Here is a 17,308-nt window from a genome sequence, read left to right on the forward strand (position 1 = left end):
TAGGCCGCCCTCATCATTTCCGGTCTTGCGGAACTCGAATGCTTTGCTATGCATGAAGTAACAAAGCATTTGGAGGGAGCATGGCAAGTCTTATTTACGTTGACGACAGCAACCTGCGGGCCACCGCGCGCGAGCTCCTGGGGTCTCCGCACTGGCAGTTGGGTGTCGCGGTGTGCAACTACAAAGCCCTCCAAGAAATGCTGTCGTTCGGCGAGCAGCCCAAGGCGGCGCGAATCTACGGATCATTTGGAAGCGCTGCCGAAAGGCACGCGTTGGTCGTTGAGACTTCAAAGGCGGGCTTTGTTCCAACCTTCGTGAAGCGCCTGCAAGACAAAGAGAAAGGCGTCGATACGGCGCTTGTCGCCGACTTGATTTCAGACAGCTTCACCAGCTACGAGGCGGGCGACGAGGTCATCATCGTCGCCGGAGACGGGGACTATTTGCCCGCGATCAACCGGTTGAAGGGGCGAGGGATCTCGGTCTCGGTTGCGTTCTGGGAACGTGGTCTAGCGGACTCGATCCGAAGGTCAGGATGCAATCTTGTTAGCTTGCAGTCCAACTTAAAAGATCTGATCCGGCTACAGCGCCCGAAAAAGAAGCACTTCAAGGCTGTGGCGTAGTTATGGGCGGCGAAAGCGGCTCTCTGCGCTTTGTTGCCCTTGCGCAAGTCTGTTCTTCTGCTAATGGATAGATGTCAATAGATGATCGTGGAGGTGTGTGTTGGATACTTCGGGTGTTAAAAAGTTTCTTTTGAAGAGAACGGGCTTTTCACCGATCCCTGCCGATGTGAATGCACGGGACGAGGAATGGCTTGATCAGACTCCCCTTCATGATGCGTATCACCCTCGCGAGGTCCGCACGTTGCTGAAAGCCGGTGCGGACATTGAAGCAAGGGATGGTCTTGGCAATACCCCGCTTCATTCCGTGACGAGCGAAGGGGCGGCGATTGAACTGATCAAGGCCGGAGCGAACATCAACGCTCGAAACGACGGTGGGGAAACGCCACTTTTCAGTGCGAAAGGACAAGGTGACGCCCTGGCGTTGATCGCGGCGGGCGCCGATGTTCATGCGCGAGACCAGAAGGGGAGGACCCCGCTCTTCAACACGAATGAAGGAGCTCTGACGCAACTGGTGAAAGCGGGTGCGGACGTCAATGTTCGCGACATCAAAGGAAACACGCCATTGTTTGGCGCTCACGATGGCTGTCTCAAAGTGTTGCTGAAAGCGGGATCGGACGTCAACGCGCGGAATGGCAGCGGACAAACGCCCGTTTTCCAGGCAAATGGGCAGGCGGAGGCACGGGCATTGATGGCTTCTGGGGCTGATTTGCGCGCGCAGGACAATGAAGGGCGCACCCCGCTTTTCAATGCGAACAAGGGCGCACTCAAGGAACTTCTGAAAGCGGGTCTCGATCCCGCGGCGCTCGATTGCCGAGGAGATCAGCCACTTCATTCAGCCAGGGATCCAGAGGCAGTCGCGTTGCTTACCCGCGCAGGCGCTGACGTCAATGCGAGGGGGAAGGATGGCCGGACGCCGCTCCATCGCGCGAATCATCCCGCGACAGTGCAAGCGCTTGTTAAAGCAGGGGCAGACTTGAACGCTCAGGACAACTTTGGAAACACGCCTCTACACGCCGACCGCCGCATAGAGGTTTTGAAGGCATTGGTTGAGGCTGGCGCAGATCCCCACATCAAGAACCACAAGGGCGAAGCGCCCATCTACAGCGGAAAGGCGTTCTTCAACGATCTGCATGCAAAAGATCGAGCCAAGCACCTTGAGTCGAGCCTCCCCCCTGCCCATGCCTGGAAGCCACCGGAAGGCGGATTCACCGCCGACGCCCAGCGCCAGGTCCAAGCTGCCTTGGCGGCACAAGGAAGCACGGACGGTCAGTCCCAGGAAGTCCCTCGGCAACGGCGCCGCTTCTAACCCCAAAGAAAGGTGGCGAAAGCCGCCTTTATTTTTCTCAACGGCCTTGCGCAACTCAATCCGTTTGGTATGGGTATATCTACCCACACAAAAAAGGAGGTTTTATGCGCATGATTTCTGGTTCTATGATTGCCGGCATGCTGTTGCTCGCATCGGGATGTTCCGTCGGATCCGATGGCCAGCCGAGTGGCGTGGTCCGTTCTGAACCTTTACAGCTGGTCGGAGAAGTTGACTTGCCGAAGAACGCTACCGCAGAGGACATTCCTGCTCTGCTGAAATCTGGGGGAGTGACTTGGGACGATTTCGGCGGTGAGATCACTCTGGAGGGGCCCTTCGTCGATAGTGCTGCGACCTCCGGTCGTTCGCTGGTGGTGGCCAATGACCCGTTCAGCTCAAAGACCTGGTTTATTGCACGATCTGGCGGTCAATCGCGTCTGACGACGCTCGTGGTCTGTGTCCGAGGGGAGGGAGCGACCGCCACAGCGTCCGATCTCAACTTGGGTGATGTTTGTAAGAGATAAGAGAAGGCGGCGAAAGCCGCCTTTTCCTTGTCTGAGCCTCTTGCGCAAAGCCAACCGTTTGTTATGGGTATATCAACCCACACGAATAAGGAGCCTCCATGCGCGCACTGATTATTTCTCTGGCCCTCGCCAGCCTGCTCCCGCTCACTGCCTCGGCCGCGGATAACACGTCGGCCCGCCGATACGGCACCAGCGAAACCTTGTCCGTTCAGAACGCCCGCTTGGGCGAGGTGTTGATGGTCCGCAGCGTGGACATCAAGAGCGACAAGCGTCTAAACGCCGGTTCCGCTATTGGCGCCGCCATAGGTTACGCGTCCGTGCGAGACGTGAACAAAAACTATCGAAACGCTTCTCGTATTGCGGCCGGGACCATCGGCGGGGTGGCTGGCACGGCGGTTCAGAACGGTTTGAGCAAACGCCGGGGCGTGGAGGTGTATGTCAGGGATTTAGAGAGCGGCAAGGTGATTGCCATTGTCCAGGCCGATGATCTGCCGATCCGAGTTCAGGACCAAGTCTTCTTAGTTGGGAAGGGCAGCAAGACCCGCGTCGTGCCCGTCGTGCCGATGGAGGGGCAACGCTGATGACGTGCAACGCATTTTCTCGTAAGCGCTCCGCTGCCTCATTGACCGTCGAAGACTTCAAGCAATGCGGGCATCTAATCCTGGATGGCATGGACTGCTCCCCTGCGCAACCTCATGAGCCGCACCACCTGCCAATGGCTTGGAATCTGAAGCCCAGCCAGTGGGGCCAACCTCTCACTTTCCAGGCGCACCCGCTGAGGAGTCGCGGGGCAGGCCGCCGATGATGAGCGCGCTTCTGCTTGTGGTGCTGCTGGGGCTGATGCTCACGGTGCCGTATTTGACCCTCAATCGCTTCAGGAACGCGAAGGCTGCATGGATACGCGTGCGCGCAGGAGAGCGACACGGCCGAACCTACGGCCGCTTCGTTATCCAGGCCGGCTTGTTTGGGGTGGGAGTCATCTTCCTGGCGATGGGTGCGGCGGTGGGCACGTTCGGTGCGTGGCCGGTTGGCCTCTTCCTGCTTCTGGCCTGCTTGGGTGCATGCGTTGCCGCACGTGGAGCGAGGCAATGAGCCGCGAGCGCTCCACCTTGTTTGCGCCAGGCGCGCTGTCGAATAACGGCGGCTCTGAGTTGCTGCCCATGCCTCCAGACATCCAGGCTATCTACGACGCAGGCCAGCGCAACACGCCTTACAGCGCCGACGTGGACGAAGTCCTGGCCGCCCACCGCCGAGCCCACGGCGAGCCGGAGCAACTCCTGCATGCCCAGCGCGTGGACCCCTGCGATGCCATGCCCAGCCACCCGGCAGAGCGCTACCGGGCTTACGTGAGCCAGCGCCGTTACGCGGTTCGGGCGTATACCCAAGCGAACGTGCCAGTGGTGAAGCAAGCACTGGTCCTGGGGGTATCGCCCCGCGTCATTCGCCATGCCCAACAGGCGCTGGGCTTCATCGCATGACCGCACGCAACCGAGGCCTGGCCGGTCACTCCCCACAACAAGTCCAGAGTCTGTTGGTTCAGAGCTTCACCCAGAGTGCCATCGCCGCCCAGGTCGGAGTCACGAAGCAGGCCGTGAGTTGTTTCGTGCGCCGCCATAGCCTCACAAGCAACAGTCCAGTCGAACGGGTGGTGGCGCGGCAGGTGCAGGTGCTACGCATGGTGAAGGATGGCTACAAATCCGCCGAGATCGCCACACGCTTGGGGGTGAGCGTCCTCACGATCAGCCACGACCGCAAGGCCCTAGGCATCCCCGGATTCCCGAAGCCCAAGCCAGCGGAACACCGCACCTTGTGCGGCCTGACCCGCGACCACGTCCAGGCCCGGCTGGAGCAGGTCAACCGCGCCCAACTGGGCCGGGAGCTGGGCGTGAGTAGCTCCGCGGTCTACAGCTATTGCCGAAGAGCGCGCCTCTGCAAGACCATGGCCGGGCCTGACAACCCTTCAAACGCACTCCCGACGTTTCGCCTCTGAAACGGGAGCCTGGCTCCGCTGTGCCAGCCCGCAAGCCTTCGGCTCCTCCTCTGACGTTCCGGCCTCACTGCGCTCCGCTGCCGCAGTGCTCGCTTCCGGTGCGGTTGGGCCCGACGCTTCGCTGACCGGTTCCCACGAGGCGCATCCAGCACCGGGAGCCAAACCATGAAGCGCAGCGTCAACGACACCCGTGCCCAATGCCAGTTGCTGATGGACGAGGCCGGCATCCTCCTCGCCGCAGAAGAGATCCTGCCCCGCCGCCTGGAGCGCCAGGGCATTATCCAAAGCCCGACTGACGCCACCGATTACCTCCGCGCCCGCTGCGCGCACCTGGCCCACGAAGTCTTCGGCATCGTTTTCCTGGGCAACAAACACCGGGTTATCGTGACCGAGCACCTGTTCACCGGCACCATCGATAGCTGCGAGGTCCATCCCCGCATCGTCGCCAAGCGTGCCTTAGAAACCAACGCCGCCGCCGTGGTTCTGTTCCACAACCACCCTTCAGGCAACCCCCAGCCCAGCGCTGCAGACCGTGCCCTGACGGCCCGGCTGAAGCAGGTGCTGGCCCTGCTGGACATGCGGGTGCTGGATCACGTGGTGCTCGGCGGCTTTGAGGCGACCAGCTTCGCGGAGCGAGGGCTCATATAGCCCAGGGGCTCGATCCTCAAGCCTGGCGGACGCCGGCGGGGTCGCAGGAGTTGCGACGCTGGCCCGTAAGATGCGTCTTGGCCGATACTTGGGGCCTGTTTTTGGGAATGCCTTCGATGCCCTTGCTTTCTTGGTCCAACCGCGACGAGGACCTAACCCGTTCTGCCCTCACGCCCTACCGTCTCTTGGAGCCGGTGGCTAGCTTGTCTCATGGGGAGGTGGATTCCCCAAATATGCTGATCGAAGGCGACAATTTGGCTGCGCTTAAGGCCCTGCTGCCCTATTACGCAGGACAAGTGAAATGCATCTTCATCGATCCACCATACAACACCAAGAGTGCTTTCGAGCATTACGATGACAATTTGGAGCATTCGAAGTGGCTGTCTATGATGTATCCACGCTTGGAGTTGCTACGTGAGCTCTTAGCCGAAGGTGGTTCGATGTGGGTAACCTTGGATGACAATGAGGCTCATTATTTTAAGGTTATCGCTGATGAGATCTTCGGTCGGAAGAATTTTGTAACAGAGATCGCGTGGCAGAAGGCTTTTGCAAAGAAGAATAAGGCCCAGATATCCGGAAGCCATGATCATCTATTCGTTTACGCCAAGAAGAAGGAAAGCTGGAAGCGAAACCTTGTTTCTAGGACTCCGGAAAATCTGAAGTCCTATAAAAACATTGACGGTGATGCTCGGGGTGTTTGGACCAGTGTCGCGTTCTCGGTGCCCTCAGAGAGCGCTGAAAAGCGAGCTGCGTATAGGTATGAGATTGACCTCCCCGGTGGTGGGAGAGTGGGTCCACCAGCAGGGCGGCACTGGAACGGCATGCCTGAAAGGACGGCGGAGCTGCTCGCTGACAATCGGCTGTGGTTTGGTAAGGCAGGTAAGAGTAGGCCCCGGGAGAAGGTGTTTCTCAGTGAGAGCATCGATGGGGTAGTCCCGGACACATGGTGGGATCACCGTTTTGCAGGAAGCAATCAGGACGCAAAAAAAGAGATGCTCAATCTTTTTCAAGATCAAGAGCCGTTCTCTACGCCGAAGCCTGAACAACTGCTTCGAATGATCATTGAGATAGCGTCAAATGAAGGTGACTTGGTCCTTGACAGCTTTCTCGGCTCAGGAACGACCTGTGCTGTCGCTCACAAGATGGGGAGACGGTGGATCGGAATTGAAGAGGGGGCACATGCACGGACTCACTGTCAGCCAAGGCTTGAGCAAGTCGTCAACGGTGATGCCGGTGGCGTGTCAGAAGCGGTTGAATGGCGCGGCGGCGGCGGCTTCCGCTTCTACAAGCTGGGCGTGCCCGTGTTTGATGAAAGCGGCCACATCCGAGAGGGCATCAAGTTTGAGCACTTGGCCGCCCACGTCTGGTTCGCCGAAACCGGCACCGCGCGTTCCACCCGTGCCGTTAAACAGCCATTCCTAGGTGAGCACCACGGGATCGGCTACTACCTGCTGTTCAACGGGATCCTGGGCGATGAAAGTAAGACCGGCGGCAACGTGCTGACCAAGCGGGTGTTGAAGGGCCTACAACCCTTTGATGGTCCAAAGGTGATCTACGGCGAGTCGTGCGACTTGCCCAAGGAGCGGCTGGAGGAGCTCCAAATCACCTTCAAGCAGACCCCCTACGACATCAAGGCACGCTAAGCATGGCTCTTTCTCTCAAGGTGTATCAGCAGCGGGCCCTGTCCAGCCTGGCCCAGTTCTTGGAAGACGCCCGGCTGACCGGTCCCGCATCCGCGTTTGAGAAAAACGTGGATCCTGGCCTGGTCACCCACTACAAGCCGATGCCTGGCATGGATGCCTCGCCCTACGTCTGCCTGCGCATCCCCACGGGCGGTGGCAAGACCGTCATGGGCGCGCACATCATTCAGGCCGCAGGCGACGCATACCTGGAGCGCGAGTTTCCGCTGGTCATGTGGATGGTCCCCACCACCCAGATCAAGACCCAGACCCTCGAAGCGTTCAAGAATCCACGTCACCCTTACCGCCAGGAGCTGGACGAGGCATTCGGCGGCAAGGTGGCGGTATTCGACGTGGAGGACTTCACCCACATTCGTCCCGCGGACCTGGGCACCAAGGTGTGCGTGGTCATCTCGACCATGGCAGCACTGAGAGTCGAAGAACGCGAAGACCGCAACGTATACAAGCACCACGAAGATCTGGAGGCCCATTTTGCAGGCAGCGTGTCGGACCTTCCCTACCTGGAGCAGAACAAGGCCGGGAAGGCGATTGCCTCGTTCGCCAACCTGCTCAAACTCCACGGACCGTTGGTCATCACCGACGAAGCCCACAATGCGAACACGCCGCTCTCGTATCAGGTCTACGAGCGCTTGGGTGCCAAAGTGGTGGTGGAGCTGACCGCGACCCCCGAGGCCAGCAAGAGCAACGTGCTGGTCAGCGTCAGCGCCTTTGAGCTCAAGGCAGCGGACATGATCAAGTTCCCGGTCGTGCTGAAAGAGCATGTCGCGCAGTGGGAGGTCGCTGTGGGCAGCGCCGTCGCTCGCCGAAACGAGCTGGGCAAGACCGCGCTTGGCGAGCCGGACTATATCCGTCCCATCCTGCTGATCCAGGCCGAGAACGCCAAGGGCACGGCCACGGTGGAGGAGGTCAAGAAGCACCTCATCGACAACGAAAAGGTGCCCGAGAAGGCCATTGCCATTGCAACCGGTGACCAACGCGAAATCGATGGCGTGGACCTGTTCGCCAAGGACTGTCCTATCGAGGTCATCATTACCAAGCAAGCACTCAAGGAAGGGTGGGATTGTTCTTTCGCCTATGTGTTTTGTTCGGTGGCCCAAGTCAAAAGCGACAAGGACATCCAGCAGTTGCTGGGCCGCGTGCTGCGCATGCCGTATGCCACTCGTCGCAAGCAAGAGGCCATGAACAAGGCCTACGCGCACGTCACCACCACGGCTTTCAACTTGGCGGCCGCAGAGCTGACCAAGTCGCTCATCGATATCGGGTTCAACCCGTTGGAAGCCGTCGGCGCAGTGCTGCCGGATCTCACCCCTGGGCCTGGTTTGCCGCTGCAAGGCGGCAACGTCAATCCGGTCCCCGTCACGCCGAAGACCACGATCGCGGTGAGCAAGCAGCCAGACCTCACCGGTATCCCCGCTCGGGACCAAGCCAACGTGGTCTTTACTCCGAGCGAAGAGGGGAAGGGCGGGTCGGTCGAGATCACGGGCGAGGTTGACGATTCCACGGTGGAAGCGATCACCAAGGCTGTGCCAACCAAGGAGCGCGAGGAAGCGACGGCTACGATCCAGCGGCACCAGATCACGGCCAAGGCGGTTAAAGCGCCCAGCCAGAACGGGGTGGTGTTCAGCGTCCCCCGGCTCGGCGTCATGGAGCAGGGCGAGCTGGAGTTCGTGGAGAGCGGTGCCACGCCCCCGGGCTTCACCTGGGACTTGCTGGCTTACCCCCCGGACCTCTCCAGCCTCAAGTTCAACGCCGACAGCCAGACCTTCGAGGTGGATTTGGTTGATGCAAAGGTCAGCTACACGAAGATCGATGACGACGTAAACACCTACCTGCCGGGCTTTGCCAAGGATAGAACCCAAGCAGATTTGGTGGGTTGGCTGGATCAGAAGATCCGAGACCCTGGCGTGAAGCAGCCGGTTCTGCGCGAGTGGCTGCGCCGGTCCATCAGCGGGTTGTCCGAAGATCGGGGCTTCTCACTGTCCCAGCTGCTCAATGGCCAGTTCGTGCTCCGGCGGAAACTGGGCGAGCAGCTCCAGATCGCCAAGGCCGAAGCTCTCAAGGACGGTTTCCAGCGAGTGCTGCTTGGCGCGGAAGCAGAAATCGTGGTGAGCGCCGAGCCGGACGCAATGTTCACCTATCCGGCGGACTTTAGGCAGTATCCAGGGCATTCCTACTACGAACAGCAAGACGGGACTTACCGCTTCCGCAAGCACTATTACCCTTGGGTGGGCGATCTGAAGTGGAGGACGGCTGCGGGCAAGCTGGGGGAAGAGTTCCTCTGCGCCCAGGCCATCGACCAGCTGGATGAAGTGGAGTTCTGGGTCCGCAACCTGGTGGACAAGAGCCAGTTCTGGATGCCCACGTCCAAGCAGCGGACCTACCCGGACTTCGTTGCCAGGCTGAAGGATGGGCGTCTGCTGGTCGTTGAATACAAAGGCGGCGACCGCTACTCCGCAGACTCCGAGAAGGAGAAGCGCATGATCGGGGAGCTGTGGGCCAAGAAGAGCAATGGCCGAGGGGTTTACCTCATGGCCCAGTTGAAGGATGAGAAGGGCAACAGCGTCACCGAACAGCTTAGGGCTGTGATCGGGGAGTGACTCACAACAGGGGGCAACGGAATGGCTGTCTACATCTCAGACTTAGATATTCGGAACTTCCGATCGTGTGTTTCCACCCAGTTGCAACTGACCAAGTTTACGCCGCTGGTCGGGTTGAACAACTGCGGTAAAAGCAACTGCCTCACTGCGTTGCAATGGTTGGTGAAAAAGGGGAAGTTGAAGGAGGAAGACTTCCACGATTCCCTATTGCCTGTTGAGGTATTCGGCCGCCTTTACGGCATCGCCGAAGCGGACCTCGCGACGCTAGAGGTTAGGCATCGAAGCAAAATTGAGCCCCATGTGCGCAATGGGGTGCTCTTCATCCGAAAAGTTCAGCAGGTGCCTGGCGGGGATGTATTCCTGACCATATTGAATCCAGACACGAACGCGTGGGATCCCAATCCAACCGGTATTGATCAAGCAATCTCTGCTCTTTTCCCGGAGCCAATACGCATCGGAGCGATGGAGGATGCGGCCGAGGACGCCAGTAAAGCAACAACCACTACGACGATTGGCAAACTTCTTACCGACATGGTTGCGGCGATCCAGGAGAGGCACGAGGCTGACCTGTCACCGCACCTTTCGGCGATCGTTGGAATGCTTTCCGCGGAGGGAACAGAGCGGTTTGATGAGCTGGGGCGAATCGATGCCTCGATTAATGCGAAAATCTCTGATTTGTTCCCTGGGGTCAGCATCAAGCTGGATTTTCCAGTCCCAGTTCTGAACGATCTCATCAAAGCTGGAACTGTTAAGGTCTATGAAGGTGATGGAAAGGGCAGAGCCTTCGGTTCCTACGGCCACGGTGCCCAGCGCGCCATTCAAATGGCCATGGTGCGTCACTTGGCTGATCTGAAGCGAGGGGCGGCGGTCGTGGGCGGTGTGACCTTGTTGTTGATCGATGAGCCCGAGCTGTTCATGCACCCCTTCGCAGTGGAGCAAGTTCGCGAGGCTTTGCGTTTGCTATCTGAAGCGGGCTATCAAGTCATTTTTTCGACTCACTCCGCTCAGATGATCCTCGCCCGTGACGCGAAGAACGCCTTGCTGATGACGAAGAAACATCCGCAGGGCACACAAGCAAGGCCGAGGCTTCAGGCGGTCGTCGAAAAGCTGGTTGCGGAGCCGACGCACCAACTCCACCAGATTTTTAGTTTGACCAACTCGTCCCAGATGCTATTCGCGGACAAGGTGGTCTTGACCGAGGGAAAGACAGAACTCCGTTTGCTTCCAAGTCTCTTTTGCGCCGTCTCCGGGAAGACCATGGGACAGTCTTCACTCGCGATTGTCGCGATGAGCGGGGTGTCCGACACTCAGAAATCCATGGAGATTCTTGACGCGATTGGGATTCCGGCATGTGCGATTGTGGATCTCGACTATGCTTTCCGGCAGGCATCTAAGCATGGGTTTTTAGATGCGGACGACACGGATCTTGGTGCCTGTAAGACCATACTGGCAGAGATGTCGGACGCGGGAACCATCTCTCTGGACGATGGCGGGCTTCCAAAGAAGGGCCCGCAGGGGGGCGCATCAAAAGCCTTCGAACTTCTTGCGGGAAAGCCAGAGGCGGCGCCTCACATTCATGCTCTAGTTCTAAAGCTTCGGGATAAATCGATCTGGTTATGGAGCCGAGGAGCTATCGAACCTCATGTCGGGCTGAAGGAGAAGAAGGAACACGCGTGGCTCACCTTGCAAATGAAGGTGGAGAACGAGGGAGTGGACGCAGCCTGCTCCGACGCGGCCGGTGTCCGCGAGTTGGTGGAATGGTTGGCGCGATGACGGTCCCTACCTCACTCGAACCAGCTGATCCCACCTGGTCGTATAAGCCGGTGACAACGCGGTCTGGTTCATGGCCCACACCTGCCTGCGCTGCTCGCCTCCGCGCACGCGCTTGGCAGACGACGCAAACGCCATGGCGCCACGACCGAACTTCGCGTTTGCGCGGTCCATGACGTCCATCAACGCGTGGGAGCGCGGGTCTACCTGGGCGAACAGATCGCCTTGGTGGACGTCCCTCGCGGTCAGGTCCAGCAGCCCGATGCCCGCCTTCTTGTAACGGTAGCCTTCCCTCCACATCGCCTTGGTCAGGGCTTGAACCACCACGAGCACCTCGCGGGTGTCCGTGGTCGGCGATATGAAGTTAAGAGCCTTGCTGGGATGGTATTGGGGTGCCCCGGGCTTGAACGGGTTGGTGTGGAGAAACACCCAAACCCCACCGGCCTGCAGCGAGCGCCCTCGGAGCTTCTCGCAGGCCCTCTGGGCGAAAGTGGCAACGGCTTGTTGAAGGTCTTCTAAGGCCACGACCTCTTTGCCGAACGAACGGGACACCACGATCTGCTGCCGGTCCGGTTCGACTTCTTCTAACGAGGAGCAGGCAATCCCCTGAAGCTCTCGCTGGGTGCGGGCCAACGTCACGCCATACCGCGCCCGCAATGTGTCGCTGTCCGCGTGGACTAGGTCAGCCGCAGTAAGCACGCCCTCAATCCCCAGTCGGGTAGTCAGCTTGCGGCCCACGCCCCAGACATCTTCGACGGGAAAGCGGTCCAACAGGGCGGAGCCGGGCAGGGCGGTCATGACACCATGCGCCGTCTTCTTGGCGGCCTTGTTGCCCAGCTTGGCCAAGGTTTTCGTCGGCCCCAAGCCCACGCAGCAAGGGATACCAGTCCACTTCAAGATCCGCGTCCGGGCTTCGGCGGCAACGCGCTCTTGGTCAGCTTTGGGAATGCCATCGAACGAGACGAACGATTCATCGATGCTGTAGACCTCAACGTGCGGAAACAGGTCCCGGAGGATTGAGACCACGCGCCCGGACAGATCGCCGTAGAGGCCAAAGTTGGCTGATAGCACCTTCAGCTGGCGACGGACGCCGAAAGGGACTTGGTGGATCGGCTGACCCATCCCGACCCCAAGATCCTTGGCCTCTTGGCTGCGGGCAATGGCGCAGCCGTCGTTGTTGGAGAGGATGACCACGGGCATACCGCGGAGGGATGGGTTAAAGACCCGTTCGCAGCTGGCGTAAAAGTTGTTGCCGTCGACGAGACCCAACATGTCAAAGGGCCCTCGGATCCACGTCGTGCCACTGCCTGATTTCTTGCTCCAGACCATCCCAAGTAGCTTGGAGTTGTTGTGTGTCACCGTTGAAAAGGGGCTGGTCCACGTGCGCGAATTGGTCGAACGACGGGTGGGGAAGAACGCTGCCAATGCCGCTGTAGCAAAACCACTCGCCCACCAGTTGCGCGATCTCAGCCAGCTCCTTGATGGCATCTTTTGCGTCGTCCAGATTCCAGCGCGGAAGCACTCGGCCCGTCCGGCTGAACTCTGTGGCCGCATGGGCGATCTCTACGTTAACGTGTTCCACGACACCATCCAGGCGCGCTAGGCGTCGCTCCAACGCGTCAAACACGTCTTCCCGAATCAGGTCATCGGGAGTTGACGTGCCGGGCGTGGTCCCGCTCAGCCAGTCAAACACTGCATGCCGTTGTGCCGAAGGCTCGTATTGATACTCCCGCGGAACGAGATAAGCGTCGCCTGGTGGTTGAGCGCGCGCGAACTGCCAATACTGGTCTTCAACGGCGGAGTAGTTATAGGTCAATCCGGCAATGTCCTCTACGAATACCCGGCGCGTGACGCGTTGCCGGATTGCTTTGGCGTCCAGCAACAGGCCACCAATGGAGCACACCCCATAAGCGCCGTGGATGGTGTCCCGCTCAGCCAGACGCCGAACGCCTTGCATGGTGCTGCTCCAGAAGCCCGTAACGAGCATTTCCAACACCATCCCGTTGAGTCGCTTCCCGTCATCGGCATCGGGCGCGTGGCGGACCATTTCCACCACGCAAGTGAACGCGGCCAGGTCCCACGCCAGCTTGGACAACGCCGTCGAAATCGCGTTGTCGTCTGTGTCGTAGACACGTTTCCAAAGTGCTATCCGATCGCGCATCACGGCTCCTGGATGAGCGTCACGCCGTCGAGTGCGCCGAACCCGCCCTCGCGGCGCCACACGAGGGACAGCACCCCTTCAAAGCGTTCGAGCTCCCCTTCATCCGTGGGCGCTCGCCGGTAGGCATCTTCTTCGTCGAGCACGTGCAGCACCAAGGCTTGGGCCGACCCGTCCTCGGTCAATGCCACCTGCGCCTCGTAGATGCACGTATCGGTCCAAGAGCGCCAACAGCGCAGGGTGTCCCCGTCGAGCCAAACCGCCCACCGGTCGTCCGTGTCGCGTGGCCAGAGCCCCTTCCGGAGGAGTGCGAGGTCGTCGGCGCTAAATACATGACCGCAGCGGATGGGCCAACGCGGGCCCTCCATTGCTGTGAGGTGACTCCAACGGGTTCGTGAGTCTTCCATGTCAGCGCCTGAGTTGTTTTCGGAAGGACCAGGTCACCACGCCCCAGACGTCCAGCTCAACGTCTTCTGGCACCAGTATTGCAGCATTGGCCGGGTTGCCGGAATGCAGCTCAAAGCGGCCGGCCCGCTGGCGCAGCTGCTTGACGGTGAAGCCCCCCTCCCACAACACCATCACGACATCACCCGGCCGCGGCCGTTTGCTCCGGTCGACCACCAGCGTGTCGCCTGGTCCAATGCCAAACCCCTCCATGGATTCGCCGGTATCGGCCTCGACAAAGAACGTGGCGACCGGGTTGTCGATACACCGCTGGTTGAGGTCCAGCAGGTCCGTGACGCCGAAGAAGTCCTCGGCTGGACTGGGGAAGCCACACGTGACGCGCACCGGCAGCACAGGGAGTGCCAAGACTTCAGCGGCCGAGTCGGCGGCGCCAAGGAAGCCGGGAGGGAAGGAGGAGGGGGTGAGCATGGGGGAGTTTCCTGAAAGGCTGGCTCATCCAGTGAGACCACAACGGGGCGTCAGTCTAGCGGGATGTTAGTAGTATTGCTAACGTGGCGTGTTGGATTTCCTGAATGCGCTTACGGGGTAGAGCGCTTGCTTTCTCCACACGCCGTCTCGGGCCGCTTGGCTAGGATTGCCTAGACCGCGTGCTGGGAGGACCGGATGTGCTATTCCGCTGAAGTGTGGGCCGATTACCACAAATACGTTCGCGCCTATGGTGCGGACATCGACATCGACGCATTCGTCGAGCTTTACCTGCGCCGGGCAGCGGATCCCAAGATCAAAATCCCCAAAGGGATGGACCAGGGGTTCCTCCATCCGCAAACGCCTGGCGTGACGGAGATTCAGGCGCTGATCCAGTCCTACAACGCCACTTTTGTGCAAAACAGCGAGCAAGAGCTGTTCAAGCAGGCCAAGCGGTTGGCCGACGCAGAGCGGGTGTTGGCCGGGTCCAAGCCGACGAAGAAAGCCGCGAACGACCAACGCATCGCGGGCAACAAGGTCAAGCAGCTGAAACGCTGGATATCGGATGGCATCCGCACGGTGCCCGTCCCCGAGCGCGACGACCGCATCTTCCCGGACTGGTATGCCCCTGTTCTCATCGTGGAGGACGGCAGGCCGATCGTTCGGCCGATGCGCTACTACTGCCGACCGGCAGGCATGGACCCTAGCATCGACAGAACCAAACGCGGGCAGGTCTCGGGCACCTACAACGCCCGCCGGGACAACCTCACTCGGTTCTGGCGACACCAGTTCGGGCATACGCACGGCTTGATGGTGGCGCGTGTGTTCTACGAGAACGTCGATGATGGGGCAGGCGGCAGCCAAGAACTTCAGTTCATCCCGAGCACCGGAGAGAACCTGCTGATCGCGTGCCTGGTGTCCCATTGGACCGATCCGGCCGGCCTGCTGCCCGATCTCTGGTCCTATGCGGCGGTGACCGACGCCCCCGAGCCTGAAGTCGCGGCTGCAGGGCACGATCGCACCATTGTCAACCTCAAGCCGGAGAACGTGGACGCTTGGTTGACGCCGCAGGGCCGCAGCGTCGAGGAGTTGCTCGCTCTGATGGACGACAAGCAGCACCCCTACTACGAGCACCGCAAGGCTGCGTAAGGCGCTGATCTCCAGGGCTGTCGATGGTCGAAGAACTTCCCCAAGGCCTTTGTTATAGCCGTATCGCTTCCATGAGGCCCCGAGCTCATCTCGGCCTCGGCCTATTCAGGCTTCCTGTGTTGCACAGCGTGGGGCCCGAAGACAGACTGAGCCATCCTGCTCCTGGAAAAGCCGTCATGGGCACTCAGAAGCCTCCGGAGTCTTTACATCGGGTATTTCTCTCTTTTGACGGTCACGAGTATTCGGCCACGATCTGGCGCGGCGGAGGGTTCCAATGGCGCCTTCTATCCGTGGAGGTCCCGGCAGCGGGTTGCCGGGACGTGGTGCTACCGGATTTCGAATCGTGCCGCCTGGCGCTGCACGCCGCTGAGGAAATCGCGCGAGAGATTCTGGAGGGCCGATCCGGCGCTTAGGGGTTAGCTAAACGGGTAACATTGGCTGGAGGTCCAACGTCACATGCTCTAGGGGGAGCGCACATGGCGATTCGAACGTTGATTTTTCTTCTTGGTTTCATCGTCCTGCCGTTCACCGCTACTGGCTCCCAGCTGTTCGCTGTGACTCCCAGTGGCACACCCGAGGCGGTGTTCTCAGGCAAGGCATCGGTGGCCGTCTCCCGCTTGTCCAGCAAATGCATGGATGTCCAGTGGACGGTCGTGAGCAGCAGCGATACGGAAGTCGTTTGCGAGTCGCCGTTGAGCACAGGCCAGTCCATCATGGGTCAGATGCTGCTCGGCAACAGCTACTCCACGCCACCTCGGCGATTTTTCCGCTTCAACGTGAGTGAGCTGTCCGGAGTCTCGCGTGTGCAGGTGTCGGGCTGGATGGAAACCCAGATGGCCTTCGGCCAGATGCAGCGTGCTCCTTTTTCAGGGGCGGACTTCCACAACAGCATCATGAACTTCCTGATCAGTGCGGGAGGCGCGTTCCCAGCAGGGACGATCTTCCCCAACCACACCGTGCTCGGAGTTCTAGGTAAAGTCGCTCCGCGCGGCAGGGCTGCGGTCTACGAGGTGGCTGAGGTGACGCCTGGTGGAGCCGCGGACCGAGCGGGCCTCAAGGCAGGAGACGTCATCACCTCCGTGGCCGGAAAGAAGTTCAAGACCGATGGTGACTTCCTGGATGGCTTGGCAAAGGCAACCAAGGCGCCGACCTACCAACTCGATGTCACGCGCAACGACGCTGCAATGCCGCTCACCGTCGACCGGGAATACCGTCCCACGGCCACTCAGGTCGTCAGCGTCGCGGAGGAGCCCGCCCCGGTGCCCGCTCCCGTAGCACCAGCCCTTTCGGTTGCCGATGAGTTGGCCAAGCTTCTGAAGCTCAAGGAGCAGGGTATCCTGACGCAGGCCGAGTTCGATTCGCAAAAGAGCAAGCTGTTGAACCAATGAGCATTCCGTCCGCCCATTCCGTAGCCCGGGCCGGGCGTTGGTTTCGATCATCAGAAGAACCCTGACGCGAAGCGATGGACCATTTTGAAGGCGTAGTGTTGGACTACTTACGGGCGGATCGGGCGCTGTTCGTCAACAGCCAATGCTGTATCCAGCTCAACGAGGGAAAGAACCCCGACACCAGCGGGCCGCATTGGTATTGCGACGCCCTTGCAGTGAGTTTCAAAGAGCAAGCAGCCTACCTTTGTGAGATCACGTATGCCGCCCGTGCGCCGTCCCTGCTGGCGCGCTTGAGGGCCTGGGATGAACACTGGCCAGGCTTGCGCGCAGCTCTGTTCCGGGACAGCGGTGTGCCCTTGGTCTGGACGGCAAGGCCTTGGCTGTTTGTTCCGCAAGCTCATGCAGCTCGACTCCGCGCCAGCGTCGAAGCGTTTGCCCACCTACCCAAACCTCGGATCACCTGTTTGGAAGAAGTGGTCCCTTGGCGATACCGCTCTTGGGATCGCGGCCCCTACGTCGACCCGGGTTCATAAAGAGCACTCCGAGGGAACGTTCGGCCGAGCCATTGCAGGGGGGGGGGCGCAGAAAGAT

General features: G+C 60.1%; 18 protein-coding genes. 14 read left to right on the forward strand and 4 right to left on the reverse strand.

The genetic code is table 11. From position 1 onward, the window contains the following. The first annotated feature begins 80 nt into the window (after positions 1-80). The 11 genes from RT460_RS09295 to RT460_RS09345 all read left to right on the forward strand — a co-directional run bounded on the left by RT460_RS09295 (position 81) and on the right by RT460_RS09345 (position 11,155). Positions 81-620, forward strand: coding sequence for an NYN domain-containing protein (locus tag RT460_RS09295; RefSeq protein ID WP_313318582.1), 540 nt, complete (start codon positions 81-83; stop codon positions 618-620). Between the two features lie 100 nt (positions 621-720). Beyond that, a complete protein-coding gene (locus tag RT460_RS09300) occupies positions 721-1,926 on the forward strand; it encodes an ankyrin repeat domain-containing protein (RefSeq protein WP_313318584.1) in 1,206 nt (401 codons plus the stop codon). A 104-nt stretch (positions 1,927-2,030) separates the two neighbouring features. Next, positions 2,031-2,447: a hypothetical protein gene (locus RT460_RS09305; RefSeq protein ID WP_313318586.1), complete on the forward strand. Its 417-nt coding sequence runs from the start codon at positions 2,031-2,033 to the stop codon at positions 2,445-2,447. Between the two features lie 98 nt (positions 2,448-2,545). After that, positions 2,546-3,028, forward strand: coding sequence for a hypothetical protein (locus RT460_RS09310; protein WP_313318587.1), 483 nt, complete (start codon positions 2,546-2,548; stop codon positions 3,026-3,028). A 223-nt stretch (positions 3,029-3,251) separates the two neighbouring features. Continuing rightward, the gene (locus RT460_RS09315; RefSeq protein WP_313318589.1) at positions 3,252-3,539 is read left to right on the forward strand and encodes a hypothetical protein; all 288 of its coding nucleotides are present in this window, start codon (positions 3,252-3,254) and stop codon (positions 3,537-3,539) included. Further along, positions 3,536-3,925 carry a hypothetical protein gene (locus RT460_RS09320; RefSeq protein ID WP_313318591.1) on the forward strand — a complete coding sequence of 130 codons (390 nt, stop codon included), beginning with the start codon at positions 3,536-3,538 and terminating at the stop codon, positions 3,923-3,925. Before RT460_RS09315 ends, RT460_RS09320 begins: the two co-directional genes overlap by 4 nt. Further along, positions 3,922-4,437 (forward strand): hypothetical protein, encoded by a 516-nt coding sequence (locus RT460_RS09325; protein WP_313318593.1) that lies wholly within the window; start codon positions 3,922-3,924, stop codon positions 4,435-4,437. Before RT460_RS09320 ends, RT460_RS09325 begins: the two co-directional genes overlap by 4 nt. Before the next feature lie 165 nt (positions 4,438-4,602). Next, positions 4,603-5,085, forward strand: coding sequence for a DNA repair protein RadC (radC, locus tag RT460_RS09330; protein ID WP_313318595.1), 483 nt, complete (start codon positions 4,603-4,605; stop codon positions 5,083-5,085). Between the two features lie 233 nt (positions 5,086-5,318). Then, a complete protein-coding gene (locus RT460_RS09335; RefSeq protein WP_313318597.1) occupies positions 5,319-6,728 on the forward strand; it encodes a site-specific DNA-methyltransferase in 1,410 nt (469 codons plus the stop codon). 2 nt (positions 6,729-6,730) lie between these two features. Then, complete coding sequence (locus RT460_RS09340) at positions 6,731-9,382, forward strand: DEAD/DEAH box helicase family protein (RefSeq protein ID WP_313318598.1); 2,652 nt, start codon at positions 6,731-6,733, stop codon at positions 9,380-9,382. 21 nt (positions 9,383-9,403) lie between these two features. After that, positions 9,404-11,155: an AAA family ATPase gene (locus RT460_RS09345; protein ID WP_313318599.1), complete on the forward strand. Its 1,752-nt coding sequence runs from the start codon at positions 9,404-9,406 to the stop codon at positions 11,153-11,155. A 6-nt stretch (positions 11,156-11,161) separates the two neighbouring features. On the opposite strand, the gene RT460_RS09350 is transcribed toward RT460_RS09345, so the two are convergent. From RT460_RS09350 to umuD, 4 genes are all read right to left on the reverse strand, one after another. Next, the gene (locus tag RT460_RS09350) at positions 11,162-12,424 is read right to left on the reverse strand and encodes a Y-family DNA polymerase (RefSeq protein WP_313318600.1); all 1,263 of its coding nucleotides are present in this window, start codon (positions 12,422-12,424) and stop codon (positions 11,162-11,164) included. 1 nt (position 12,425) lies between these two features. Next, positions 12,426-13,313, reverse strand: coding sequence for a hypothetical protein (locus tag RT460_RS09355; protein ID WP_313318602.1), 888 nt, complete (start codon positions 13,311-13,313; stop codon positions 12,426-12,428). Continuing rightward, entirely contained in the window at positions 13,313-13,501 is a 189-nt protein-coding gene (locus tag RT460_RS09360) for a hypothetical protein (protein ID WP_313318603.1), read from the reverse strand. Before RT460_RS09360 ends, RT460_RS09355 begins: the two co-directional genes overlap by 1 nt. Positions 13,502-13,718: 217 nt before the next feature. Then, positions 13,719-14,183: a translesion error-prone DNA polymerase V autoproteolytic subunit gene (gene umuD, locus RT460_RS09365; protein ID WP_313318604.1), complete on the reverse strand. Its 465-nt coding sequence runs from the start codon at positions 14,181-14,183 to the stop codon at positions 13,719-13,721. A 195-nt stretch (positions 14,184-14,378) separates the two neighbouring features. On the opposite strand from umuD, the gene RT460_RS09370 reads away from it, so the two are divergent. The 3 genes from RT460_RS09370 to RT460_RS09380 all read left to right on the forward strand — a co-directional run bounded on the left by RT460_RS09370 (position 14,379) and on the right by RT460_RS09380 (position 17,250). Beyond that, a complete protein-coding gene (locus RT460_RS09370; protein ID WP_313318605.1) occupies positions 14,379-15,329 on the forward strand; it encodes an SOS response-associated peptidase family protein in 951 nt (316 codons plus the stop codon). Positions 15,330-15,805: 476 nt separating this feature from the next. Beyond that, positions 15,806-16,717, forward strand: coding sequence for a PDZ domain-containing protein (locus RT460_RS09375; protein WP_313318606.1), 912 nt, complete (start codon positions 15,806-15,808; stop codon positions 16,715-16,717). Positions 16,718-16,791: 74 nt separating this feature from the next. Next, positions 16,792-17,250 (forward strand): hypothetical protein, encoded by a 459-nt coding sequence (locus tag RT460_RS09380; RefSeq protein ID WP_313318607.1) that lies wholly within the window; start codon positions 16,792-16,794, stop codon positions 17,248-17,250. Positions 17,251-17,308 lie beyond the last annotated feature (58 nt).

Origin of the sequence: Stenotrophomonas sp., assembly GCF_032061965.1 — a bacterium.
Taxonomy (GTDB): domain Bacteria; phylum Pseudomonadota; class Gammaproteobacteria; order Xanthomonadales; family Xanthomonadaceae; genus Stenotrophomonas.

Excerpts from the sequence above, each read along its gene's own strand:
- RT460_RS09295 (WP_313318582.1), top strand. The coding sequence starts at position 81 with ATGGCAAGTCTTATTTACGTTGACGACAGCAACCTGCGGGCCACCGCG.
- RT460_RS09305 (WP_313318586.1), top strand. The coding sequence starts at position 2,031 with ATGCGCATGATTTCTGGTTCTATGATTGCCGGCATGCTGTTGCTCGCA.
- RT460_RS09310 (WP_313318587.1), top strand. The coding sequence starts at position 2,546 with ATGCGCGCACTGATTATTTCTCTGGCCCTCGCCAGCCTGCTCCCGCTC.
- RT460_RS09315 (WP_313318589.1), top strand. The coding sequence starts at position 3,252 with ATGAGCGCGCTTCTGCTTGTGGTGCTGCTGGGGCTGATGCTCACGGTG.
- RT460_RS09320 (WP_313318591.1), top strand. The coding sequence starts at position 3,536 with ATGAGCCGCGAGCGCTCCACCTTGTTTGCGCCAGGCGCGCTGTCGAAT.
- RT460_RS09325 (WP_313318593.1), top strand. The coding sequence starts at position 3,922 with ATGACCGCACGCAACCGAGGCCTGGCCGGTCACTCCCCACAACAAGTC.
- radC (WP_313318595.1), top strand. The coding sequence starts at position 4,603 with ATGAAGCGCAGCGTCAACGACACCCGTGCCCAATGCCAGTTGCTGATG.
- RT460_RS09335 (WP_313318597.1), top strand. The coding sequence starts at position 5,319 with ATGCTGATCGAAGGCGACAATTTGGCTGCGCTTAAGGCCCTGCTGCCC.
- RT460_RS09340 (WP_313318598.1), top strand. The coding sequence starts at position 6,731 with ATGGCTCTTTCTCTCAAGGTGTATCAGCAGCGGGCCCTGTCCAGCCTG.
- RT460_RS09345 (WP_313318599.1), top strand. The coding sequence starts at position 9,404 with ATGGCTGTCTACATCTCAGACTTAGATATTCGGAACTTCCGATCGTGT.
- RT460_RS09350 (WP_313318600.1), bottom strand. The coding sequence starts at position 12,424 with ATGTTGGGTCTCGTCGACGGCAACAACTTTTACGCCAGCTGCGAACGG.
- RT460_RS09355 (WP_313318602.1), bottom strand. The coding sequence starts at position 13,313 with ATGCGCGATCGGATAGCACTTTGGAAACGTGTCTACGACACAGACGAC.
- umuD (WP_313318604.1), bottom strand. The coding sequence starts at position 14,183 with ATGCTCACCCCCTCCTCCTTCCCTCCCGGCTTCCTTGGCGCCGCCGAC.
- RT460_RS09370 (WP_313318605.1), top strand. The coding sequence starts at position 14,379 with ATGTGCTATTCCGCTGAAGTGTGGGCCGATTACCACAAATACGTTCGC.
- RT460_RS09375 (WP_313318606.1), top strand. The coding sequence starts at position 15,806 with ATGGCGATTCGAACGTTGATTTTTCTTCTTGGTTTCATCGTCCTGCCG.
- RT460_RS09380 (WP_313318607.1), top strand. The coding sequence starts at position 16,792 with ATGGACCATTTTGAAGGCGTAGTGTTGGACTACTTACGGGCGGATCGG.